Origin of the sequence: Burkholderia cepacia (assembly GCF_001718835.1) — a bacterium.
Classification (GTDB): domain Bacteria; phylum Pseudomonadota; class Gammaproteobacteria; order Burkholderiales; family Burkholderiaceae; genus Burkholderia; species Burkholderia cepacia_F.
Genome location: NZ_CP013443.1, coordinates 2,324,618 through 2,348,922, shown reverse-complemented (window position 1 = coordinate 2,348,922; position 24,305 = coordinate 2,324,618). Strand labels below are relative to the sequence as shown.

The 24,305-nt window shown below is 65.5% G+C and carries 19 protein-coding genes and 1 tRNA gene; 18 read left to right on the top strand and 2 right to left on the bottom strand.

All coding sequences use genetic code 11. From position 1 onward, the window contains the following. Positions 1-5: 5 nt before the first annotated feature. Positions 6-1,088, top strand: coding sequence for a type VI immunity family protein (locus WT26_RS14130; RefSeq protein ID WP_069270303.1), 1,083 nt, complete (start codon positions 6-8; stop codon positions 1,086-1,088). Between the two features lie 79 nt (positions 1,089-1,167). Here WT26_RS14130 and WT26_RS14125 read toward each other — a convergent pair whose 3' ends face one another. After that, the gene (locus tag WT26_RS14125) at positions 1,168-2,406 is read right to left on the bottom strand and encodes a tyrosine-type recombinase/integrase (protein WP_069270302.1); all 1,239 of its coding nucleotides are present in this window, start codon (positions 2,404-2,406) and stop codon (positions 1,168-1,170) included. A gap of 465 nt (positions 2,407-2,871) precedes the next feature. On the opposite strand from WT26_RS14125, the gene WT26_RS14120 reads away from it, so the two are divergent. The 15 genes from WT26_RS14120 to WT26_RS14050 all read left to right on the top strand — a co-directional run bounded on the left by WT26_RS14120 (position 2,872) and on the right by WT26_RS14050 (position 21,293). Continuing rightward, positions 2,872-5,067 carry a TonB-dependent receptor gene (locus WT26_RS14120; protein WP_420480924.1) on the top strand — a complete coding sequence of 732 codons (2,196 nt, stop codon included), beginning with the start codon at positions 2,872-2,874 and terminating at the stop codon, positions 5,065-5,067. Between the two features lie 2 nt (positions 5,068-5,069). Beyond that, the gene (locus WT26_RS14115) at positions 5,070-5,861 is read left to right on the top strand and encodes an ABC transporter ATP-binding protein (protein WP_069273139.1); all 792 of its coding nucleotides are present in this window, start codon (positions 5,070-5,072) and stop codon (positions 5,859-5,861) included. A 5-nt stretch (positions 5,862-5,866) separates the two neighbouring features. Then, complete coding sequence (locus tag WT26_RS14110) at positions 5,867-6,841, top strand: ABC transporter substrate-binding protein (protein ID WP_231130451.1); 975 nt, start codon at positions 5,867-5,869, stop codon at positions 6,839-6,841. Beyond that, positions 6,838-7,890 carry a FecCD family ABC transporter permease gene (locus tag WT26_RS14105; RefSeq protein ID WP_069273137.1) on the top strand — a complete coding sequence of 351 codons (1,053 nt, stop codon included), beginning with the start codon at positions 6,838-6,840 and terminating at the stop codon, positions 7,888-7,890. The genes WT26_RS14110 and WT26_RS14105 overlap by 4 nt, the downstream gene beginning before the upstream one ends. Positions 7,891-8,385: 495 nt before the next feature. Beyond that, on the top strand, positions 8,386-9,915 hold the full coding sequence (locus WT26_RS14100; RefSeq protein WP_069273136.1) for a complex I subunit 4 family protein: 1,530 nt from the start codon (positions 8,386-8,388) through the stop codon (positions 9,913-9,915). A gap of 201 nt (positions 9,916-10,116) precedes the next feature. After that, on the top strand, positions 10,117-11,004 hold the full coding sequence (gene cyoA / locus WT26_RS14095) for a ubiquinol oxidase subunit II (protein WP_069273135.1): 888 nt from the start codon (positions 10,117-10,119) through the stop codon (positions 11,002-11,004). A gap of 3 nt (positions 11,005-11,007) precedes the next feature. Continuing rightward, positions 11,008-13,014, top strand: a complete 2,007-nt coding sequence (cyoB, locus tag WT26_RS14090; RefSeq protein ID WP_069273134.1) for a cytochrome o ubiquinol oxidase subunit I — start codon at positions 11,008-11,010, stop codon at positions 13,012-13,014. Then, positions 13,014-13,622, top strand: coding sequence for a cytochrome o ubiquinol oxidase subunit III (gene cyoC / locus WT26_RS14085; RefSeq protein WP_059532169.1), 609 nt, complete (start codon positions 13,014-13,016; stop codon positions 13,620-13,622). Before cyoB ends, cyoC begins: the two co-directional genes overlap by 1 nt. Continuing rightward, positions 13,623-13,955 (top strand): cytochrome o ubiquinol oxidase subunit IV, encoded by a 333-nt coding sequence (cyoD, locus tag WT26_RS14080; protein ID WP_069273133.1) that lies wholly within the window; start codon positions 13,623-13,625, stop codon positions 13,953-13,955. Positions 13,956-14,207: 252 nt separating this feature from the next. Next, positions 14,208-14,567 carry a hypothetical protein gene (locus WT26_RS14075; RefSeq protein ID WP_069273132.1) on the top strand — a complete coding sequence of 120 codons (360 nt, stop codon included), beginning with the start codon at positions 14,208-14,210 and terminating at the stop codon, positions 14,565-14,567. A 188-nt stretch (positions 14,568-14,755) separates the two neighbouring features. Beyond that, positions 14,756-16,630 carry an extracellular solute-binding protein gene (locus WT26_RS14070; RefSeq protein WP_069273131.1) on the top strand — a complete coding sequence of 625 codons (1,875 nt, stop codon included), beginning with the start codon at positions 14,756-14,758 and terminating at the stop codon, positions 16,628-16,630. 48 nt (positions 16,631-16,678) lie between these two features. Then, entirely contained in the window at positions 16,679-17,722 is a 1,044-nt protein-coding gene (locus WT26_RS14065) for a microcin C ABC transporter permease YejB (RefSeq protein ID WP_059532181.1), read from the top strand. A 48-nt stretch (positions 17,723-17,770) separates the two neighbouring features. Continuing rightward, a complete protein-coding gene (locus tag WT26_RS14060; protein ID WP_059532184.1) occupies positions 17,771-18,868 on the top strand; it encodes an ABC transporter permease in 1,098 nt (365 codons plus the stop codon). Next, on the top strand, positions 18,865-20,487 hold the full coding sequence (locus WT26_RS14055; protein WP_059731055.1) for an ABC transporter ATP-binding protein: 1,623 nt from the start codon (positions 18,865-18,867) through the stop codon (positions 20,485-20,487). Before WT26_RS14060 ends, WT26_RS14055 begins: the two co-directional genes overlap by 4 nt. A 128-nt stretch (positions 20,488-20,615) precedes the next feature. Continuing rightward, positions 20,616-21,293, top strand: a complete 678-nt coding sequence (locus WT26_RS14050; RefSeq protein WP_059532190.1) for a C40 family peptidase — start codon at positions 20,616-20,618, stop codon at positions 21,291-21,293. An 88-nt stretch (positions 21,294-21,381) separates the two neighbouring features. Here WT26_RS14050 and WT26_RS14045 read toward each other — a convergent pair whose 3' ends face one another. Next, positions 21,382-22,422, bottom strand: a complete 1,041-nt coding sequence (locus WT26_RS14045) for a patatin-like phospholipase family protein (protein ID WP_420480940.1) — start codon at positions 22,420-22,422, stop codon at positions 21,382-21,384. Positions 22,423-22,598: 176 nt separating this feature from the next. Between WT26_RS14045 and gltX the strand changes: the two genes are divergently transcribed. Together gltX and WT26_RS14035 are read left to right on the top strand one after the other, a co-directional pair. Beyond that, entirely contained in the window at positions 22,599-24,008 is a 1,410-nt protein-coding gene (gene gltX / locus WT26_RS14040; RefSeq protein ID WP_069273130.1) for a glutamate--tRNA ligase, read from the top strand. A 117-nt stretch (positions 24,009-24,125) separates the two neighbouring features. Then, positions 24,126-24,201 (top strand) — tRNA-Ala (locus tag WT26_RS14035). Positions 24,202-24,305 lie beyond the last annotated feature (104 nt).

Sequence of the window (24,305 nt, the reverse complement as noted above, 5' to 3'; positions counted from 1 at the left end):
CTGACATGGCTGATCCACATTTCATCGAATGGGCACGTGCTCACCAGAAGGATGCGCTGATACCGGGCGCACTGCTGGAGCCGCGCATGCCGCACGACTACATCGGCGCTGCGCTGGTGATCCGCGCCGCATTGTTTTTCCCGCATGCGGCTGATCCTGCTGTTCGGAACGAGATCGCACAGTGTTTCGAGGCCTACTCAGTGGTGGCCAGCGATCGACTCACGTGGTTATGGCAGGACGGAAAACGGGAGATACCGCTCAAGAACGGTAAACTCGATCCCAAGGTGTTCACGGTCGGTAAATCGAATGAGGGGCTGGGCGTCTATGTGACGTCGGGCGAGAAGGCCATCGACGCCAGCTTTTGGGAATTTCGGGTAAGCGGCTTGACCGCTCGGCAGGAGCAGCATCCCGATTACGGCACGAACGCGCTGACGTTCTCCATGCCGGTATTGCACGTCGCCGAGCATCCCACGGTGTTCCAGCAGCTTTTCGTGGAGTGTGCGCGGCGCCTGAAGGTTTCGAGCGGATACGCCGGTTACGCGGCGAATCTCAGCTACGCGCAGCCGGAACCCAATACACCGACCGAATATTGGTTATCCACACGCTTCAGCGGTCTGGATGTCGGGGACCCGATCCAGAATGCCCTGCATCTACGCGACAAATTGAAGACCGTCAGTTGGCTGACCGCGATCAACCAACAGATGCTCGAGAAAGTGGGTGGCATCGCAGCGCTGCGCAATGAATTGCCACGCGACTGGTTTGCGTTCTACGACCTGGACAGTGGTGTCGCGATTCAGGCCGGCCCGCGGCCGGAGTCGGGCGCATCCGTCGACGAGAAGGGGACGCCCGTGTTGCCGGCGAACTACGTGATCGCCAACCATGCGCTGAAAGACGTTCGCGTCGATTCGCTATGGCAATTGCAGATTGGTCTCGGCGGTACGCAAGCCCCGCTGTACAAGAGTCCTGCTGCTGGCGACCGCTGGCTGCGTCGATACGATGTGCCATCGGATCAGCTCTTGGCCTACAAGGCCGCAGTGTTGGGGCTTCCTGCGTTGACCCCGGAAAGTGTGCTTGCGGACCGCCTCTGATCGATGTCATCCATAGCTGCCGTGATTTATTTCGTCGCTCGTATTACCGCCGACGTGGAAGTCGGCGGAGTTTCCACGATCACGAAACAGCTGATGCTGCGGGCTCGGGAGCAACGGAGTGAAGCGCCACATGACCTGTCACGTAGTTGGCCCAATCGTGCATAAGACCGGCACGTTTCATGAACAGATCTCCCCGGGCATACGCGGCTTCGGTTTGATCCCCGATGACGTGCGCCAAGGCAGCCTCGGAAACTTCCCGCGGATAGCCGGTGGTTTCGCGCGCCCAATCCTTGAACGTGGAGCGGAACCCATGCACCGTCAGATCCTCACGTTCCATCCGCTTGAGGAGCTGGAGCATGGCCATGTTCGATAGGTGTTTGCCTGGCGTGCTGGCCGGAAACACGAACTCGCCAATACCAGCTTCGAGCAGAGGTCTGATCAGTTTCACCGACTCGGTGGAGAGCGGCACGCGATGTTCCCGCTTCGCCTTCATGCGTTCGGCAGGGATGGTCCAGACGCCGGCCGCAAGATCGAATTCCGCGCGACGTGCGCCGATCACTTCGTTCGTGCGGCTGGCTGTCAAGATGACGAGTTGTAAGGCGAGTGCTGCCGTTCCCTCCTGAGCCCGTAACAACTTCATGAAGCCGGGGGCGTCGCTGTAGGGAAGGGCAGCGTGGTGCTGGACTTTCTGCAGACGCGAGGGCTTGGCTAGCAATTGGTCGAGATGTCCTTTCCATCGTGCAGGGTTGAGTCCTGCGCGATAACGCCGGACCGTAGCCCAGGCGAGAATGGCTTCGATTCGTCCACGAAGACGAGTTGCTGTTTCGGTTTTGGTGGCCCAGATCGGCTCGAGCGCCTGCACGACTTCGTCGGTGTCAATTTCGGAAACGAGCATGTCGCCGAATATGGGGTACGCGTAGGTCGTAAGCGTGCTTTCCCACTGAGCTGCATGCTTGCTGTTCTTCCATGATTGGCGATGGGCTTCGATGTACTGGCTGGCGCAATCGCGGAACGGTAGCGATTTCATACGCTCGCGCCGCTCTTGTTGGCGTGTCGCCCTCTTTGCTTCGAGAGGATCAATACCGTTTAGTAGCATTCGCCGTACGTCTTGCGCCTTGATACGGGCTTCGGCCAGCGATACCGTATGAACAGGCCCCAGTCCCATTCCGCGAGATATTCCGCCCCGCATGTAACGGAACAACCACGACTTTGCTTGCGTTCTGGTAACTTGCAGGTATAGTCCACCGCCGTCGCAATAGAAGCCCGGTTTTTTTGTGCGCGTGACTTGTACGGCGGTGAGCCTATTGAGAATCCGCATACCAACCTCCTAGACTTACAGATTGACTATCAAATGGTTCCTGGCTTCCCTTGGTTTTGCGCGGATGTTTGCGGACTGAAAGCTGCCCCGAAACATCGTTAGCTGCTTGATACCAAAGGATTTTTGGAACTCACTGGAGGTTGTTGGATTTCACAATGTGGGACTCTCTCTCCGCCAAATTACTCCGTCTCCGCCAGAAATGGCGGAATAAGCCCCGCAAGTTCTCGGACTTGCGGGGCTTTTCTTTTTCCGGCTGGCCGCATGGGCCAAGCTTCTTCACTCGTCCTCCATTTGCGTCCCGCAGCCGCTCCTTTGCTCATGGGCTCGCCGGTGCCGTCCGGCTGACAATTGCCTGACAGTTGGTGACGATATAATGTATCATCGGAAGATTGCGTCGCCGACCGGCGCGCCAGCTGCCGATGCGTGGTTTCGCGCGCGGCGAGACCACACGAAGACCGATACGAAGTGACGAGAACAACACCATCACCGGCGCGTCGACGCAGCCCGCCGCGCCGACGCGGGGCGTGGCTGGCTCACACGCGGCGGGGTTGCACGACGATGCTGACCTGCGCGATGACCACTTCCGGCGCGCTTGCAGCGCAGGCCGCGGCAGCCGATGCCGCGCCGCACGCGCTGCCGACGATCGACGTCACCGCGCAAGGGGCGCCGCTCGATCCGCTGTCGCGCGTGCTCGACACCGGTTCGCGGCTCGGGCTCGCGAGTCTCGACACCCCGGCGAGCGTCGAGTCGGTCACGGCAGAGGCGATCGCGACACGCGGCGATCGCACGGTGCTCGACGCGGTGACCCGCGCGACCGGCTTTTCGAGCGCGGCCGCGCCCGGCAACGGCGGCACTGCGCTCAGCGTGCGCGGCTTCAGCGGCCAGGAATCGGTGATGACGCTGCTCGACGGCGTACGACTCCTTCCCGCCGCGGGCACGATCACCTTTCCGTTCGACACGTGGTCGGTCGAGCGCATCGAGGTGCTGCGCGGCCCGGCGTCGGTGCTGTATGGCGAGGGCGCGATCGGCGGCGTCGTCAACGTGGTGCCGAAGCGGCCGCAGCCCGTCCGCGAGACGACGCTGCAGACGGGCGTCGACACCGGCGGCGGCAAGCGCGTCGCGTTCGATACGACGGGCGCGCTCGGCCCGAGGCTGTCCTACCGCTTCTACGCGAGCGATGCGCGCGCGAACGGTCTCGCCGAGCGGGCCGATACGCATACGACGGCCGTCGGCGGCGCGCTGAAGTTCGACGCGAGCGCGAAGCTCACGCTGACGCTCGACTTCGACTACGGCCGCCAGATGCCGGCGACCTACTATGGCGTGCCGGCACCGAACGGCGTGCTCGGTCCGTCGCTGCGCAAGCTCAACTACGACGTCGGCGATGCGACGATTGCCTACTACGACCAGTGGACGCGCCTGTCGGCCCGCTACCGGCCGACGGCCGGCGTGACGATCGACAACCAGCTCTACTACCTGACGTCGAACCGCCACTGGCGCAATGCCGAATCGTACGCGCTCGACGCCGCGACGGGCCTCGTCACGCGCGGCGACTATCTGGACATCGGCCATCACCAGCGGCAGATCGGCGATCGGCTGAGCGCACGCTTCGACGGCACGCTGTTCGGCCGCGCGAACCGCTTCGTCGTCGGCACGGAATTCAGCCAGATCACGTTCAGCGGCACCAACAATTCGCCGTACGGCGGCGAATCGACGGTTCCCGCGCACGGCTTCGATCCCGGCTCGTTCGCGAGCCCCGATCCGACGGTGCCGCAATTCAGCACACGGGCGCGGCAGGCCGCGGTGTTCGCGGAGAACCGGCTCGACGTGCTGCCGCGGCTCGCATGGGTGAGCGGCCTGCGCTACGACCACATTGCATTCAGCCGCGAGCAGGCGGCGAGCGGCGCCGGCTTCGACAAGCGTTTCGCGAACGTCGGCTGGCGCACGGGCTTCGTGTTCGAAGTCGCGCCGACGCTCAGCGCCTATGCGCAGTACACGACGGGCGCGGAGGGCCTCGGCTCGCTGTTGACGCTGTCCGCGTCGCAGGCGAACTACCGGCTCGCAACCGGCGAACAGTGGGAGGCCGGCGTCAAGCAGACGCTGCTCGACGGCCGCGCGTACTGGACCTTCGCGGCGTACGACATCACGAAGCGCAACCTGCTCAGCGCCGATCCGTTCAACCCCGCGCTGCGCCGGCAGGTCGGCCGGCAATCGTCGCGCGGCATCGAGCTGACGGGCGGCGCGCGGCTGCCGCACGGCTGGACGATCGACGCGAACGTCGCGCTGCTGCGCGCGCGCTACGACGCGTACGACCAGAAGGTCGGCGGCGCGACGGTGTCGCGCGCCGGCAATGCGCCGGCCAACGTGCCGCAGCAGACGGCGAACCTGTGGCTCGGCTGGGCGTTTGCCGAGCGCTGGCAGGCGAACGCGGGCATGCGTTACGTCGGCGCGACGTACGGCGACGACGCGAACCGCGTGTCGATCCCGTCGTATACAGTGTTCGACGCGTCGCTGCTGTGGCGTGCGACGCCGCGCGTCGATCTCGCGCTGTACCTGCGCAATCTCGCGAACCGCACGTACGCGGTGACGACGTCGAACGGCGGCGAGCAATGGCTGCTCGGCCCGTCGCGCTCGGCGGAGCTCGTCGCGACGATGCGCTTCTAGCAATGACGGTGCGCACGCCGACACCGATGCTGTCGATCGATCGCGTGAGCTGGTCGCCTGCCGGCGTGCCGACCGTGCTCGACACGGTGTCGCTTGCGGTCGGCGCGGGCGAGTTCGTCGGGCTGGTCGGCCCGAACGGCAGCGGCAAGACGAGCCTGCTGCGCTGCGTGTTCCGTTACGCACGGCCCGATGCGGGCCGTGTCGCGCTCGACGCGCAGGACGTGTGGCGCATGCGGCCGCGCGCGGTCGCGCAGCGCATCGCGGTGCTGCAGCAGGAGACGCCCGACGATTTCGGGCTGACGGTCGACGAACTGGTCGGCATGGGGCGCACGCCGCACCAGCGGCCGTTCGACGCGGAGACGGCGGACGACGCGCGAATCGTCGAGCGCGCGCTGCACGACGTCGGCTTGCTGGCGCGGCGCGCGCAGCCGTTCGCGTCGCTGTCGGGCGGCGAGAAGCAACGCGCGTTGCTGGCTCGCGCGCTCGCGCAGCAGCCCGAACTGCTGCTGCTTGACGAACCGACCAACCATCTCGACCTGCGCCATCAGCTCGAACTGCTCGCGCGCGTGCGGCGCCTCGGCATCGCGACGCTCGCCACGATTCACGATCTCAATCTCGCGGCCGCGTATTGCGACCGGCTCCACGTGCTCGCGCACGGCAGGGTCGTCGCATCGGGCGCGCCGGCCGACGTGCTGACCGAAGCGCTGCTGCGCGACGTGTTCGGCGTCGTCGCGCTCGTCGATCGCCATCCGGTCACGGGCCGGCCGCGCATCACGCCGCTTCATCCGGAATGACCCACATGCCGATCCCCGTCCTGCGGCGCCTGTTCGCCGCCGTCGCGCTGGGCTGCGCCGCCGCGCACGCCAGCGCCTATCCCGTCACCGTGCGCAGTTGCGATCGCGACGTGACGTTCGACCGCGCGCCGACGCGCGCGGTGAGCAACGACGTGAACCTGACCGAGATGATGCTCGTGCTCGGCCTGAAGGACCGGCTCGTCGGCTACACCGGCATCGGCGGCTGGAAGACGGGCACCGCGCGCGTGCGCGACGCGCTGCGCGGCGTGCCCGAACTGGCGAGCCAGTATCCGTCGCTCGAGGTGCTGGCGGCCGCGCGTGCCGACTTCTATCTCGCGGGCTGGAACTACGGGATGCATGTCGGCGGCCCGGTGACGCCGGCGACCCTCGCGCCGTTCGGCATCCGGACGTACGAGCTGACCGAATCGTGCTCGCACGTGATGAAGCAGGCGGCCGCGTCGTTCGACGACGTGTTCCGCGACCTGAACAATCTCGGCCGGATCTTTGGCGTCGACGCGCGCGCCGCGCAGGTCGTGGCCGCGATGCGCGCGCGTCTCGCGGCGGTCGCGCGCACGGTCGCCACCGCCGGGCCGCCGCCGCGGGTGTTCGTCTACGACAGCGGCACCGACAAGCCGATGACGGCCGGCGCGCTCGCGATGCCGACCGCGCTGCTGACGGCGGCCGGCGCGCGCAACGTGATGGCCGACCTGCCGCGCAGCTGGACGCAGGTGAGCTGGGAAAGCGTGGTGGCGCGCGATCCGCAGGTGATCGTGATCGTCGACTATTCGGCCGTGACGGCCGCGCAGAAGATGCGCTTCCTCATGAGCCAGCCGGCGCTGGCGCGCGTGGCCGCGATTCGCGACCGGCGCTTCATCGTGATTCCCTACGATGCGGCGACGCCGGGCCCCGAGAACGTCGCGGCCGTCGAGACGCTGGCGCGCGCACTGTATCCGGCCGCGTTCGCGCGCGCGCCGCGATGAGCGCGCCGGTCCGGGCCGCGCGGCTGCGCGCGGGCATCGCGCTGCCGCTGCTCGCCGTGCTGCTGGCGGTGTCGGTCGTGCTGTCGGCCGCGTTCGGGGCAGCGTCGATCGCGCCGGCACAGGTTGCGCGGATCGTCGTCGCGCACGTCGCGGCCGCGTTCGGCCATGCGGCGCCGCTCGATGCGCAGCCCGGCGGGAACCTCGGCGACGACAGCATCGTCTGGCTGATCCGGATGCCGCGCGCGCTGCTCGCCGCGATCGTCGGCGCGACGCTGGCAGCGGTCGGCGTCGCGTTGCAGGCGGCGACCGCGAACCGCCTGGCCGATCCGCACCTGCTCGGCGTGAGCGCGGGCGCGATGCTCGGCGCCGTCGCCGCGACGCTCGGCTTCGGCGCCGCGTTCGGTCCGTTCACGCTGTCGGCTGCCGCCTTCGCGGGCGCGCTCGCGGCGACGGCCTGCGTCGTGGCGCTCGCTTACCGGCGCGGCCGGCTCGAATCGGACCGGCTGCTGCTCGCGGGCGTATCGGTGTCGTTCATGATGGCCGCGTTCGGCAACCTGCTGCTGTATCTCGGCGATCAGCGCGCCGCGTCGTCGGTGCTGTTCTGGATGCTCGGCGGCGTCGGGCTCGCGCGCTGGGATCTGCTGCCGGTGCCGGCCCTATGCGCGGTGCTTGCCGGCGGCGCGCTGATTGCAAGGCGCCGCGAACTGAATGCGCTGATGTCGGGCGACGTGGCCGCGGCCGCGCTCGGGGTGCCGAGCGCGCGGATGCGGCGCGAGGTGTTCGTCGTCGCGTCGTTCGCGACCGGTGCGATGGTGGCGGTGAGCGGGGCGATCGGCTTCGTCGGGCTCGTGACGCCGCATCTGTGCCGCCGCGTCGTCGGCGCCGAGCACGGCAGGCTGCTGCCGGTTGCCGCGCTGACCGGCGCGATCCTGCTCGTATGGGCCGATGTGGCCGCCCGCACGCTCGCGGCGCCGGAGGATCTGCCGATCGGGATCGTGACCGCGATGTTCGGCAGCCTGTTCTTCGTCGTGTTGCTGCGGCGGAGTTGACTGCGCAGGCGCCGCGCAGACGATCGCGCGGCAACCGGCGCAGCCGGGAATGAAATGCGGCGAAAGTAACCTTCCGTCCGGCCAATGCGTAATAAAAATGAAAATATAGATGTAAGAAAACGCGGCCCGAATTTTGATGCGATGAATTTCACCAAGCGCAATCTGCCGGATACGCTGACGACTCCTCGTCTCGAAAATGCCGTATCCCGGCCATGATCGAGTGCATTGCCGTTGCAGCTTCGCACAAATAAATACAAGAAAATCAACGATTTGGCGCAGGTTCTTGCAGCGCACGCTTGCTGCGCTGCAGAAAATAATCAATCGTTTTATGCTGGTTAACCCGATCGCGTTTGAGCGGCATCAAGCTTTTCCATGATGCCGCTTTACATTTGCCCGACACCGGTGATCCACGAAATATACCTTTCAAGTCTATTTCGTTCCTTTCGTTGCGCCTGTCCCCGATCCAGCGCGCGGCACTCTCAGGGCTTTACTGACATGCATGATTTCCCCTTCCTGAGCCTGGCCATCTGGGCTCCGATCCTGTTCGGCGCGTGCCTGCTGCGCGCCGGTTCCGACCATCATCCACGTCGAACGCGGCTGATCGCGCTCGCCGGCGCGCTGGTGGGGCTTGCGGCCGTCGTTCCGCTGGTCGCCGGTTTCGACGCACACTCGTCCGCGATGCAGTTCGTCGAGAGCCGCAACTGGCTGGCGGCATTCAATTCCGGATGGCGGGTCGGCATCGACGGCGCGTCGCTGTGGCTCGTCGTACTGACCGCGTTCACGACGCTCGTGGTGGTCGTGGCATCGTGGGAGTCGGTGACGGTGCGCGTCGCGCAGTACTACGCGTCGTTCCTGATCCTGTCAGGGCTGATGGTCGGCGTGTTCGTCGCGCAGGACGGGCTGCTGTTCTTCATCTTCTTCGAGGCGACGCTGATCCCGCTTTACCTGCTGATCGGCACGTGGGGGCGCGAGCGTCGCGTGTACGCGGCCGTGAAGTTCTTCTTCATCTCGTTCGCCGGCTCGCTGTTGCTGCTGATGGCGATGCTGTACCTGTACGCGCAGTCGCACACGTTCGACATGGCCGTGTGGCGCACGCTGCAGCTCGGCTTCGCGCCGCAGTTGCTGGTGTTCCTCGGCTTCTTCGCCGCCTTCGCGGTCAAGGTGCCGATGTGGCCGGTCCACACGTGGCTGAGCGACGTCTACACCGACGGCCCGACGGGCGCGGCGCTGATGCTCGCGATGCTCAAGCTCGGCGGCTACGGGTTCCTGCGCTTCGCGCTGCCGGTCACGCCCGACGCGAGCCACTTCTTCGCGCCGGCCGTGATCGCGCTGTCGCTGTTCGCGATCGTCTACGCGAGCCTGATCGCGCTCGCCCAGACCGATCTCGGCAAGCTGCTCGCGTATTCGACGGTCGCGCACATGGGCATCGTCACGCTCGGGCTGTTCCTGTTCAACCGGATCGGCGTCGAAGGCGCGATCGTGCAGCTCGTGTCGTACGGCTTCGTCGCGGGCGCGATGCTGCTGTGCGTGAACGTGCTCGTCGACCGCACGAACACGCGCGCGATCGCGGAGTACGGCGGCGTCGCCGGCGTGATGCCGCGTTTCGCGACCTTCACGGTGCTGTTCGCGATGGCCAACGTCGGCCTGCCGGGCACGTCGGGCTTCGTCGGCGAGTTCATGGTCATCATGGGTGCGATCCGCTTCAACTTCTGGATCGGCGCGATCGCGGCACTGACGCTGATCCTCAGCGCGTCGTACACGCTGTGGATGCTCAAGCGCGTCGTGTTCGGCAAGGTCGCGAGCCAGCGGATCGCGAAGCTCGCCGACCTGAACCGGCGCGAGATCGTGATGTTCGCGTCGCTCGCGCTGGTCGTGCTGGCGGTCGGCATCGATCCGAAGCCGTTCACCGACGCGATCGATCCGACGGTCGCGCGTCTGATCGACGAGGCCGGCCAATCGAAGGTGCCGGACGCGGAGGGCACGACGCCGGCACGGTCTTCGTTCGTGGCATCGGCGCACGGCTGATCGCCGCGACACATGTGTGCAGGGTGCTGCTTGCGCGCATGCGTCGCAGCCCCGCGACAATCTGACACACAGCAAATTCTGCAATGGTCATTTGCCGCATTTGTTGATTTTCAGCAAATCCAGTCGCCGTAAGATGCCGCCACTTTCGTGGATCGAATGCGCATCGGGCGTGGATGGATTCATAGACAACCAGGCTGTGTAATGAAAAGAAAGGCTTTGAAAGGCGCGTCGAGACTGCTGCCGCTCGCCGTGACCTTGAGTTTGTCCGGCTGCAACCTCGACGTGCTGAATCCGAAAGGCAGCATCGGCGCCGCCGAGAAAGCGCTGATCGCGACGTCCACCTGGGCGATGCTGATCGTCGTCGTGCCGGTGATCCTGCTCACGCTGTGGTTCGCGTGGCGTTACCGCGCATCGAACCGCAGCGCCGCCTACGCGCCGAACTGGTCGCACTCGACCGCGATCGAGGTCGTGATCTGGACGGTGCCGACGCTGATCATCCTGTTCCTCGGCGTGCTCACGTGGAAGACCACGCACGAGCTCGACCCATACAAGCCGCTCGAGTCGTCGGTGAAGCCGATCGATGTCGAGGTCGTCGCGCTCGACTGGAAGTGGCTGTTCATCTATCCGGAACTCGGCATCGCGTCGGTGAACCAGCTCGCGATTCCGGTCGGCACGCCGGTGAACTTCCGCATCACGTCGGATTCGGTGATGAACTCGTTCTTCATTCCGCAGCTCGGCGGCCAGGTCTACGCGATGGCCGGCATGCAGACGCGCCTGCACCTGATCGCCGACGAACCCGGCAACTACGCGGGCACGTCCGCCAACTTCAGCGGCCGCGGCTTCTCCGACATGAAGTTCCGCACGCTCGCCGAGCCGCGCGAACAGTTCGATGCATGGGTGCAGAAGGTGAAGGCCTCGCCCGACCGGCTCGACGCGACCGTGTACGGCACCGTCGCGCAGCCGAGCGAGAAGGCGCCGGTGCGCTACTTCTCGTCGGTCGATCCGCGGCTCTTCCACAACATCATCGCGAAATACAACGATGGCCACGTCCTCGACCTGAAGGACGCCGCCTGCGGCACGAAGGGGTAACGCATGTTCGGCAAACTCACACTTTCGGCGATCCCGTTCGATCAGCCCATCATCATGGGGGCAGGCGCCTTCATGGGGCTGGTCGTGCTGGGCATTCTCGCCGCGCTGACGATCACCGGCCGGTGGAAATGGCTGTGGACGGAATGGCTGACCACGGTCGACCACAAGAGACTCGGCGTGATGTACATCATCGTCGCGCTGATCATGCTGCTGCGCGGCTTCGCCGACGCAATCATGATGCGCATGCAGCTCGCGCTCGCGTACAACGGGCCCGGCTACCTGCCGCCGCACCACTATGACCAGGTCTTCACGGCACACGGCGTGATCATGATCTTCTTCATGGCGATGGTGTTCATGGTCGGCCTGATGAACCTGGTCGTGCCGCTGCAGATCGGCGCGCGCGACGTCGCGTTCCCGTTCATCAACTCGCTCTCCTTCTGGATGACGGCCGTCAGCGCGATCCTGATCAACGTGTCGCTCGTGATCGGCGAATTCGCGCAGACGGGCTGGCTCGCGTATCCGCCGCTGTCGGAGCTGCAGTTCAGTCCGGGGGTAGGGGTCGACTACTACCTGTGGGCGCTGCAGATATCGGGCGTCGGCACGCTGCTGACGGGCGTGAACTTCTTCGTGACGATCATCAAGATGCGCGCGCCGGGCATGACGCTGATGAAGATGCCGGTGTTCACGTGGACCGCGCTCTGCACGAACGTGCTGATCATGGCGTCGTTCCCGATCCTGACCGCGACGCTCGCGCTGCTCGGCCTCGACCGTTACCTCGGCATGCACTTCTTCACGAACGAAGCCGGCGGCAACGCGATGCTGTACCTGAACCTGATCTGGGCGTGGGGCCATCCGGAGGTGTACATCCTGATCCTGCCGGCGTTCGGGATCTTCTCGGAAGTCATCGCGACGTTCGCGAAGAAGCCGCTGTTCGGCTACAAGACGATGGTGTACGCGACTTGCGCGATCATGGTGCTGTCGTTCCTCGTGTGGCTGCACCACTTCTTCACGATGGGCTCGGGTGCGAACGTGAACGCGTTCTTCGGCATCATGACGATGATCATCGCGATCCCGACCGGCGTGAAGGTGTTCAACTGGCTGTTCACGATGTATCGCGGCCGGATCGAATTCACGACGCCCGTGCTGTGGACGATCGGCTTCATGGTCACGTTCACGATCGGCGGCATGACCGGCGTGATGATGGCGATCCCGGGTGCGGACTTCGTGCTGCACAACAGCCTGTTCCTGATCGCGCACTTCCACAACGTGATCATCGGCGGCGTGCTGTTCGGTTATCTCGCGGGCTTCAACTACTGGTTCCCGAAGGCGTTCGGCTTCAAGCTGAACGAGAAGCTCGGCAAGGCTGCGTTCTGGTTCTGGCAGGTCGGCTTCTACGTCGCGTTCGTGCCGCTCTACGTGCTCGGCTTCATGGGCATGACGCGCCGGCTCAACCACTACGACAACCCGGCCTGGCACACGTGGCTGCTGGTCGCCGCATTCGGCGCCGTGCTGATCGCGGTCGGCATTGCGTGCCAGTTGCTGCAACTGGTGGTCAGCATCCGCAACCGCAACCTGCCGGCATACCGCGACACGACGGGCGATCCGTGGGGCGGCCGCACGCTGGAGTGGGCGACCTCGTCGCCGCCGGCCGACTACAACTTCGCGGTGATCCCGCAAGTGCGCACGCTCGACGCGTATGCGGACATGAAGGCTCGCGGCGAAGGGCAGGGCAAGCGCGCGGCGTACCGCGACATCCACATGCCGTCGAACACGAGCGCAGGCCTGTTCGTCGGTGTCTTCAGCCTGGTGCTCGGCTTCGCGCTGGTGTGGCACATCTGGTGGATGGCGATCGGCGGGCTCGTCGGGATCGTCGCGACGCTCGTGATCTACAGCTCGCGCGATAACGACGGTTATTACATCCCGGCGTCGACGGTGCGCAAGACCGAAGACAAGCAGCCGACGCAGCGCGTGACCGCGCGCGTCGACGACGTGGAACTGGAGGCCAACTGATGTTGCAGAAAACCTTGAGCGCAACCCTGCTCGAGCACGACGACCATCCGCCGTCGCATTCGGTGTTCGGGTTCTGGCTGTACCTGATGACCGACTGCGTGATCTTTGCCGCGCTGTTCGCGACGTTCGCGGTGCTCGGCCAGCAGTATGCGGGCGGGCCGACCGCGAAGGACCTGTTCGACATTCCGGGCGTCGCGGTGGAAACCGCCGCGCTGCTGTTGTCGAGCATCACGTACGGGTTCGCGATGCTCGCCGCGTACAAGCAGCGGCGCGGCGCGCTGCTCGCGTGGCTCGCGGTGACGTTCGTGCTCGGCGCGGCGTTTCTCGTGATGGAACTGCGCGAGTTCTCCCATCTGATCGCGCAAGGCGCGGGCCCGCAGCGCAGCGCGTTCCTGTCGGCGTTCTTCACGCTGGTCGGCACGCACGGGCTGCACGTGACGGCCGGGCTGCTGTGGATGATCGTGCTCGCCGGGCAGATCGTGTTTCGCGGCGGCGACCTGACCGATCGCGACCTGCGACGCCTGACGTGCCTGAGCCTCTTCTGGCACTTCCTCGACATCGTGTGGATCTGCGTGTTTTCCTTTGTCTATCTCGCGAGCGTGATCTAAATGGCCCATTCGCATTCGTCTCAACTCGAAGAAGGGCACGGCAGCGTCGGCGGCTATGTCGCCGGCTTCATCCTGTCGGTGCTGCTCACGGCCGCGTCGTTCGGCCTCGTGATGGGCGGCGTGCTGTCGCCGCACGCGTCGCTGATCGCGCTGGCCGTGCTCGCGTTCGTGCAGATCGTCGTGCACCTCGTGTACTTCCTGCACATGAACGGCTCGTCGAGCCAGCGCTGGAACGTGATGGCGTTCAGCTACACGGTGCTGACCGCGGCAATCCTGATCGTCGGCACGCTGTGGGTGATGCACAACGTCAGCATGAACATGATGTCGCGGTAACGCGGCGGCGGTTCCCGAAACAAGAAGAGCGGCACGCCATGTGCCGCTCTTTTTTATTGCCCGTCCGCGCGCGGCGCGTTTGCGCCGCCGCGCGGGCCGCACCGATGCGGCACGGGGTGTGAATATTACAAGACGTTAGCGCAGGCTTCCCGGTTGCGATGCCGCGCATCAGTTCTTACAAACTTGAAATATGCGCGCGCGTTGCATGCCGCTATAGTCCAATCACCCACGAAACAACCAGAAGAGGAATCCATGAAGACCTTGCGTATTGCCTCGCTCCTGACCGGTATGACGGCCTTGCTCGTGTCGGGCGCAGCAATGGCGGGAGTCAATGTCGGGATCAATCTCGGCGTTCCGGCACCGGTCTACGTCGCGCCCGCACCTGTATATGCGCCGCCGCCTCCGCCGCCGGTCGTCTATCAGCCTGCGCCGGTGTATGGCGCGCCCGTGTACGCGGCGCCTGCGCCGACCATCGTGATCGGCTGGCATGGCGACCGTTACTGGGACGGCCGTCGCTACTGGGGCCGCGACGAGTGGTACCGCCACCATCGCGACTGGGACGACCGCGGCCACTGGGATCACGATCGCGGCCGCCACAACGGCTGGCGTTGATCTGCAGGCGCGCCGCCGCCGGGGCGGTTCCGGCTGCCGACGAACCCCACGCCTGTCGAAGAGCGTGGGGTTTTTGCTTGTGTTTCCGGCTTGGGCCGAAAACATGGGCAAATGCCGAATGGTGTCAGACCGATCCGAATGGGTAGAATGCGCGGACGTTGCCACCCTCAATCGATCGACAGGACTTTATGACGAAGGGTTCGCCCCGGGCCGCCGCCGCGCGCGCCCGTTCCGGCGCGGTGCGGGTTGCCGGCCGCGCGGCGGCGGCGCTGCTGATGCAGGCCGTGCTTGCCGCGAGCGCCGCGCACGCGGCCTACGCCATTGCGCAGTACGGCGAGCCGAAGTATCCGCCGGGCTTCACGCATTTCGACTACGTCAACCCCGATGCGCCGAAGGGCGGCACGCTTGTGCTCGCGAACCCGAACCGGCTGACGTCGTTCGACAAGTTCAACCCGTTCACGATGCGCGGCAACCCCGCGCCGGGCATCGACATGCTGTTCGAGAGCCTCGCGACCGGCAGCTCGGACGAGCCGGCGTCCGCGTACGGGCTGCTTGCCGACGACATCGACATCGCGCCGGATCGCCGTTCGGTCAGGTTCCACCTGAATCCGCGTGCACGCTTTTCCAATGGCGACGCGGTCACGGCCGACGACGTCAAGCATTCATTCGACACACTGAAGAGCAAGCTGGCCGCGCCGCAGTTCGCTGCGTACTTCGGCGACATCGCGCGCGCGGCGATCGTCGACCCGGCCACGGTGCGTTTCGAATTCCGCCGGAGTAACCGCGAGTTGCCGCTGATCGCCGGCGGCGTGCCCGTGTTCTCGCGCAAGTGGGGATTGCGCACGGACGGCTCGCGCATCCCGTTCGACCAGCTCGCGTTCGAGCAGCCGATCGGCAGCGGGCCGTACCTGATCGAGCGCTACGACAACGGCCGCAACATTACATACCGGCGTAACCCGGCGTACTGGGGGGCCGACCTGCCGGTGCGAGTGGGCACCAACAACTTCGAGCGGATCGTCTACAAGCTGTACGGAGAGGGCGTTGCTCGCCTCGAGGGATTCAAGGCAGGTGAATATGACGTACTTGTCGAGAACATCGCGCGCAACTGGATACGGCAGGATGTCGGCAAGCGCTTCGACAGCGGCGAGTTGATCAAGCGCGAATTCCGTCAACACAACGGCGCGGGCATGCAGGGATTCTTCATGAACCTGCGCAGGCCGCTGTTTCGCGATGTGCGTGTGCGCCAGGCGCTTGACCTTGCGCTCGACTTCGAATGGTTGAATCGCCAACTGTTCTATGGCGCCTATACGCGCCTCGACAGCTATTTCGCTGACACCGACCTGCAGGCCACCGGTCTGCCGGGGCCGGGTGAGCTGAAGCTGCTCGAACCGCTGCGCGCGCAGCTTGACCCGGCCGTATTCGGCCCGATGGTCGTGCAACCGAACACGAACCCGCCGAATTCGCTGCGCGCGAACCTGCTGAAGGCGCGGGCGCTGCTTGCGCAGGCGGGCTGGACTTATCGCGACGGCGCGTTGCGCAATGCGCAAGGCGAGTCTTTCACGTTCGAGATCCTGGACGATGCAGGGTCCCCCTTCAAGGGGATCGTGGCAGCCTACCAGCGCAATCTGGCGAAGCTCGGCATCGAGGTACGCTTTCGGACGGCCGATTTCGCGCTGCTGCAAAAGCGTCTCGACGCATTCGACTACGATATGACGCCGATCCGCTTGCCGGGCGTACAGGTGCCGGGCGCCGAGCAATACTCGCGGTATGCCAGCAAGTTCGCCGACGAGCCGGGCTCCGACAACGTCATCGGGCTGAAGTCGCCGGCAGTCGACGCGTTGCTGCATGCGCTCGGTACCGCGCAGACGCGCGAAGACCTGCTCGACGCGACACACGCGCTCGACCGCGTGCTGATGCACGGCTACTACACGGTCCCGCAGTGGTACAGCACGACGCACCGGATCGCGTACAAGCGCACGCTTGCCTATCCTCAGACGTTGCCGCTGTACTATTCGGCCGAGGGCTGGGTCGTGTCGACGTGGTGGGCGAAGCCCGATCACTGAGCCGCGCCGGCCTTCGTTCAACCGGCCACAGATCACGAGTCGACACCTATGTGGAGCTACATCCTCAAACGCCTGCTGCTGATGATCCCGACGCTCATCGGCGTGCTGACGCTCACGTTCGCGGTGATCCAGTTCGTGCCGGGCGGCCCCGTCGAGCAGGCCGTGCAGGAACTGCGCAAGGGCGCGACGGAGCAGGGCGCGGTGCCGTTCGGGATGCGCGCGCACACCGGCGTCGACGCGCAGCAGCTCGCGCAGCTCAAGGCGCTGTACGGTTTCGACAAACCGCCGCTCGAACGCTACTGGCTGATGCTGAAGCGTTTCGCGCGCTTCGATCTCGGCGACAGCTATTTCCGCCACCAGAGCGTGTGGTCGCTGGTCGTGCAGAAGCTGCCCGTGTCGATCAGCATCGGGCTGTGGACGTTCTTCCTCACGTACCTGATCTCGGTGCCGCTCGGCATCGCGAAGGCCGTGCGCAACGGTTCGCCGTTCGACGTCGCGACGAGCCTTGTCGTGCTCGTCGGTTATGCGATTCCGGGCTTCGTGCTCGGCGTGCTGCTGCTCGTGCTGTTCGGCGGCGGCTCGTTCTGGCAGCTTTTCCCGTTGCGCGGGCTCACATCGGACAACTTCGCCCAGCTGTCGCTCGTCGGCAAGGTGCTCGACTACCTGTGGCACATCGCGCTGCCGATCACGGCGTCGGTCGTCGGCAGCTTCGCGGTCGTCACGATGCTCACGAAGAATGCGTTCCTCGACCAGATCCGCCGGCAATACGTGCTGACCGCGCGCGCGAAGGGGCTCTCCGAGCGCAACGTGCTGTGGAAGCACGTGTTCCGCAACGCGATGCTGCCGCTGATCGTCGGCTTCCCGGCCGCGTTCATCGGCGCGTTCTTCACGGGCAGCCTGCTGATCGAGACGCTGTTCTCGCTCGACGGCCTCGGGCTGCTGTCGTACGAATCGGTCGTGCGGCGCGACTATCCGGTCGTGCTCGGCACGCTGTACCTGTTCACGCTGATCGGCCTTGCGACCAAGCTGATCTCCGATCTCTGCTATGTGTGGGTCGATCCGCGCATTCAATTCGACACCCTGGAGCGCTGACATGAAACCGTCCGTCTGCATGCCCGGCGTCACCGGGCGAGGTGCGCGATGAACCGGGCCGTCGTGTCGTCCCGCGTCGACGCGGCGCGCGCCCGCGTGTCGCCGTCTCCCGCGCGCCGCGTATGGCAGCGCTTCAGGCAGCAGCGCCTCGGCTACTGGAGCTTCGTGATCTTCGTCGTCGCGTTCGCCGCGAGCCTCGCGGCGCCGCTTTGGTCGAACGACAAGCCGCTCGTCGTGCGCTACGACGGCCAGTATTATTTCCCGCTGTTCCATGCGTATCCGGAGACGACCTTCGGCGGCGATTTCCCGACACCGGCCGACTATCTCGATCCGTACGTGCGCAAGCGGCTCGAGGCGCCCGGCAACTTCGTCGTCTACCCGCCGAACCGTTATTACTACGACACGCTGAACTACTTCTCGGACGTGCCGAACCCCGCGCCGCCGTCGCGCGCGAACTGGCTCGGCACCGACGCGCAGGGGCGCGACCTGCTCGCCCGGCTCGTGTACGGGTTCCGCGTGTCGGTCGAGTTCGGGCTGATCCTGACCGTGATCGGCACGCTGCTCGGGATCGCCGCGGGCGCCGTGCAGGGCTTCTTCGGCGGGCGCATCGACATCGTCGGGCAGCGCCTGATCGAGATCTGGAGTTCGCTGCCCGAGCTGTACCTGCTGATCATCTTCGCGTCGATCTTCGAGCCGAGTTTCCTGCTGCTGATCGTGCTGCTGTCGCTGTTCGGCTGGATCGGGCTCGCCGACTACGTGCGCGCCGAATTCCTGCGCAACCGCACGCAGGACTACGTGCGCGCGGCGCGCGCGATGGGGCTCACGAACTGGCAGATCATCTGGCGCCATGTGCTGCCGAACAGCCTCACGCCGGTGATCACGTTCCTGCCGTTCCGGATGAGCGGCTCGATCCTCGCGCTCACGAGCCTCGATTTCCTCGGGCTCGGCGTGCCGCCGCCGACCCCGAGCCTCGGCGAGCTGCTCGCGCAGGGCAAAGGCAACCTCGACGCATGGTGGATCTCGTTGTCGACCTTCGGGGTGCTGGTCACGACGCTGCTGCTGCTGACCTTCATGGGCGACGCGCTGCGCAACGCACTCGATACGCGGATCGCCGATTCGGTGCGCGCGGCGGGAGGCCAGCGATGAGCGAACCGGTCGTATCGACGCAGCATGAGCCGCTGCTGGCGCTCGAGCATCTGCATGTGCGCTTCGGCGACACGGTCGCGGTGGACGACGTGACGCTCGAGATCGGCCGCGGCGAACGTGTCGCGCTGGTCGGCGAATCGGGCTCCGGCAAGAGCGTGACCGCGCTGTCGATCCTGCGGCTGCTGCGCGACGCCGACGTGAGCGGCGCGATCCGCTTCGCGGGGCAGGACCTGGCTGGCAAGAGCGAGCGCGAGATGCGCGGGCTGCGCGGCTCGGACATCGCGATGATCTTCCAGGAACCGATGACGGCGCTCAACCCGCTGTATACGATCGGCGTGCAGATCGGCGAGACGATCGTGCTGCACGACGGCGTATCGGCGGTCGAGGCGCGCAAGCGCGCGATCGCTCTGCTTGCACGCACGGGCATCGCGGAGCCGGAGAAGCGTGTCGACAGCTATCCGCACCAGTTGTCGGGCGGCCAGCGACAGCGCGCGATGATCGCGATGGCGCTCGCCTGCCGGCCGCGCCTGCTGCTGGCCGACGAGCCGACCACCGCGCTCGACGTGACGATCCGCGCGCAGATCGTCGATCTGCTGCTGGAGTTGCAGCGCGAGGAAGCGGCAACGCGCGGGATGGCGATCCTGCTGATCACGCACGACCTGAATCTCGTGCGGCACTTCGCGGATCGCGTCGCGGTGATGGAGCGCGGCCGGCTCGTCGAGAGCGGGCCGGTCGAGCGGATCTTCGCGGAACCCGAGCATCCGTATACGCAGCGGCTGCTGAACAGCCGGCCGCAACGCGCGGTCGCGCCGGTGATGCCGATTGCGCCCGTCGTGCTCGATGCCCGCCACGTGAGCGTGCAGTTCGCGCGCAAGCGGCCGGGCATCGCGGGCTGGTTCGGCTCGGTACCCGTGACGGCCGTCGCGGATGTGTCGGTGTCGGTGCGGCAGGGCGAGACGCTCGGCATCGTCGGTGAATCGGGATCCGGGAAGTCGACGCTCGCGATGGCGCTGCTCGGGCTGCAAAAGACGGCCGGCGGCACGATCGAATTCCAGGGACGCGCGCTGTCGACCTATCGCGGCCGCGAACAGACCGCACTGCGCTCGAACATGCAGGTGGTCTTTCAGGATCCGTTCAGTTCGCTTTCCCCGCGTCACACGATCGAGCGGATCGTCGGCGAGGGGCTCGAACTGCATCGCCCGGACATGACGCCCGATGCGCGTCGCGCGAAGTCGCTCGCGGTGCTGCGCGAAGTCGGCCTCGACCGCACGGTGCTGCACCGTTATCCGCACGAATTCTCGGGCGGGCAGCGCCAGCGGATCGCGATCGCGCGCGCGCTGGTGCTGGAACCGCGCATCCTGATCCTCGACGAGCCGACGTCCGCGCTCGACGTGTCGATTCAGCAGCAGGTGCTCAAGCTGCTCGCGAATTTGCAACAGAAATACAACCTCGGCTATGTATTCATCAGCCATGACCTGGAGGTGATCGGGGCGATGGCGCACCGCGTCGCGGTGATGCAGGGCGGGGCCGTCGTCGAGTCGGGGGAGGTGGCCGACATCTTCACCAGACCGTCACATCCTTACACACAAAAGCTGTTGAAAGCGGTCTGGAAAGCGTGATAGGCCGCCAATGGTCTGATCATCTCGATTGTATTTATTAATTTGTTTTGACAAACGATTACGCGCTGGCTAGTATCGACCGAAATTTTCCGCCAATCAGCTGATTTTTAAGCAAATTCCATCGACCAATGCAGCATCGATCCCTGACCCAGGCATGCGCGCGCACCATCGCCGGGCTGTTCATCGGCGCCCTGTTCGCAGCAGCACCCGGCGCGTTCGCCGACGAAGTCAGCAGTTTTAACCAGAATGTCACGAATTCGACGCAGAACGCGTCGAATGCCTCCCTCCAGCAGACCAGCGCGCAGCCGTCGTCGGGCGGCGGCGCGAAGTCGTTCCTCGCCGGCATGGCCGGCAAGGCGGGCGACGTGGTCGTCGGCGCGCTGAACATGATCGGCGTGCGCTATCGCTGGGGCGGCAATTCGCCGGATTCGGGCCTCGACTGCAGCGGCTTCGTGCGCTACGTGTTCCAGGACACCCTCGGCATGTCGCTGCCGCGTCGTGCGGAAGAGATGAGCCGCGTCGGCGAGAAGGTGAGTATGAGCAACCTCAAGCCGGGCGATCTCGTGTTCTTCAACACGATGCGCCGCACGTTCTCGCACGTCGGCATCTACATCGGCGACAACAAGTTCGTGCACTCGCCGTCGACGGGCAGCACCATCCGTGTCGACGATCTCGATAGCGGCTACTGGGAAAAGCGTTTCACCGGCGCGCGCCGGCTCGAGTCGGAGTTCCCGATGAAGCCGGAAGATCTGCGTCAGCGCGTGCGCGCGACGATTGGCGACGATTCGGCGAACGGCAACAACTGAGCGTTCCCCGACAGCCGGATCGAAAAAACCCTGTCACCGAAAGGCGGCAGGGTTTTTTGTTTTGGGGCAGTCGACGCCTGGCGCTGCCTTATGTGGCGGTCGCGGCAGTCGCGGCGGTCCCGGTGCGCGCTGCCGCGAGCTTGCGCTGCAGTTCAGGCATGATGCGCGCGACGGCTTCCTCGCCCGCCAGGATCGCCGCGTTGCGCTGGTTGAAGTCGCTGCCGCCCATGGCCGCGAGGTTCGGGCGGATCACGACGTCCGCGTACTTGTCGAGTTCGTAGGTCTTGATCGTCTGGCCCATGATCGTGAACGTCTGCAGCAACATCTCGATCGGGTTGTTGGTCGCCGCGCCGTCCGGCCGGGACGAGATGTCGACCGCGATCACGAAGCTCGCGCCCATCTTGCGCGCGTACGATGCGGGCACGGGGCTCACGAGGCCGCCGTCGACATATTCGCGGTTGCCGATCTTCACCGGTTCGAACACCGACGGCACGCTGCACGATGCGCGCACCGCGAGCCCCGTGTTGCCCTGCTGAAACAGGATCGGCTGGCCGTTCTGCAGATCGGTCGCGACGATGCCGAGCGGCTTCGCCATCTTCTCGATCGGCCGGTTGTTGAGCGTCTTGTTCAGGAAGTTCTGCAGCGCCACGCCTTGCAGCAGCCCGCGCGAACGGAACGGCAGCGCCCAGTCGCTGATTGCCGCCTGATCCATGTCGAGCGCGATCTTGTTGATCTGCAGGGCGCTCATGCCCGACGCATACAGTGCGCCCACCACCGAGCCCGCGCTCGTGCCCGCGACGATTTCGACCGGGATGCCGCGCGCCTCGAGCGCCTTCAGCACGCCGATGTGCGAGAAACCGCGTGCGGCGCCGCCGCCGAGCGCGATGCCGATCTTCACCGGCTTGTCGTGCGACTGGGCTGCGGAGGCGTTGTCGGGGCGGCTCTTGCCGCCGGGCGACGTGCAGGCGGCGAGGCTGGCGGATGCGGCGGCGATCGTGAAGTGACGGCGCGACAGGCGAGGGGACGACATCGAATGGTTCTCCAGCGTCGGGCAGCGGGCGACGGGCCCGCTGCGTCGGTAGGTCGGGGCGGCGCGACGGGTGCCGCGCGGCCGGCACGGCGCCGGCAAGGCGGCCGCGGCGCGCACATCATAAAGCAAGCGGCGCGCTTGGCGCGATGTCCGGCGCGAGTATAATTCCGGCTTCTTTCCCGTTCCGGGCGCGGCCGGCCCCGTTCTTGTCCGGGCTGCCGCCGTCGATCCCGCGTCGAATCATTCATGCGCCCCAGGCGTTCGAGTTACCGTTTATGACCCGTCCTGTCCGTACCCGCTTCGCGCCGAGTCCCACCGGCTTCATCCACCTCGGCAACATCCGCTCCGCGCTCTATCCGTGGGCGTTCGCCCGCAAGATGAAGGGCACGTTCGTGCTGCGCATCGAGGATACCGACGTCGAGCGCTCGTCGCAGGAAGCGGTCGACGCGATCCTCGAAGGGATGCAATGGCTCGGCCTGGATTTCGACGAAGGCCCGATCTACCAGATGCAGCGGATGGACCGTTATCGCGAGGTGCTCGCGCAGATGCTGGAGAAGGGGCTTGCATACCCGTGCTACATGTCGGCCGAGGAGCTCGACGCGCTGCGCGAACGCCAGCGCGAGGCCGGCCTGAAGCCGCGCTACGACGGCACGTGGCGTCCGGAGCCCGGCAAGGTGCTGCCGGAGCCGCCGGCCGGCGTGAAGCCGGTGCTGCGTTTCCGCAATCCGCTGACGGGCACGGTCGTGTGGGATGACGCGGTGAAGGGGCGTGTCGAGATTTCGAACGAGGAACTCGACGACCTCGTGATCGCGCGCCCGGACGGCACGCCGATCTACAACTTCTGCGTGGTGGTGGACGACATGGACATGGGCATCACGCACGTGATCCGTGGCGACGACCACGTGAACAACACGCCGCGCCAGATCAACATCCTGAATGCGCTCGGCGGCGAGGCGCCCGTCTACGCGCACCTGCCGACCGTGCTGAACGAGCAGGGCGAGAAGATGAGCAAGCGGCATGGCGCGATGAGCGTGATGGCGTATCGCGACGCGGGTTTCCTGCCCGAAGCGGTCGTCAACTATCTCGCGCGCCTCGGCTGGTCGCACGGTGATGCCGAGATTTTCTCGCGCGAGCAGTTCGTCGAGTGGTTCGATCTCGAGCATCTCGGCAAGTCGCCCGCGCAGTACGACCACAGCAAGCTGAGCTGGCTGAACGCGCATTACATCAAGGAAGCGGACAACGCGCGTCTCGCCGTGCTGTCGAAGCCGTTCTTCGAGGCGCTCGGCGTCGACGATGCGGCGATCGCGACGGGCCCGGCGCTCGATGCCGTGGTCGGGCTGATGAAGGATCGCGCGACGACGGTCAAGGAGATCGCGGAAGGCGCTGCGATGTTCTATCGTGTGCCGGCACCGGATGCCGACGCGCTTGCGCAGCACGTGACCGATACGGTGCGTCCGGCGCTGGCCGAACTCGCGGCGGCGCTGAAGACGGTCGAGTGGAGCAAGGAGGCGATCTCGGCCGTGCTGAAGGCGACGCTCGGCACGCACAAGCTGAAGATGCCGCAGCTCGCGATGCCGGTGCGCCTGCTGGTGGCGGGGACGACGCACACGCCGTCGATCGACGCGGTGCTCGTCCTGTTCGGTCGCGATGTCGTGGTGTCGCGCATCGAGGCCGCACTGGCCTGAGGTTCGAGCATTCGCGAAGCCGTCGATCGGCGGCTTCGCAAAAAATTTCGCTCCAATCGCAAAAAGGGTATTTACAAGTTCAAAGTAGCTCCATATAATCTCATTTCTGTTCTGCAAGGGGGTATAGCTCAGCTGGGAGAGCGCTTGCATGGCATGCAAGAGGTCAGCGGTTCGATCCCGCTTACCTCCACCATCAGAACAAACCAATCGATTCGCGAAGCAGGGTAGTTAAAAAATGCTTCACAAAATGATTCAAAGCAGTTAGAATTTCGGCCTTCGCTGTTGATTGAAAAGTGA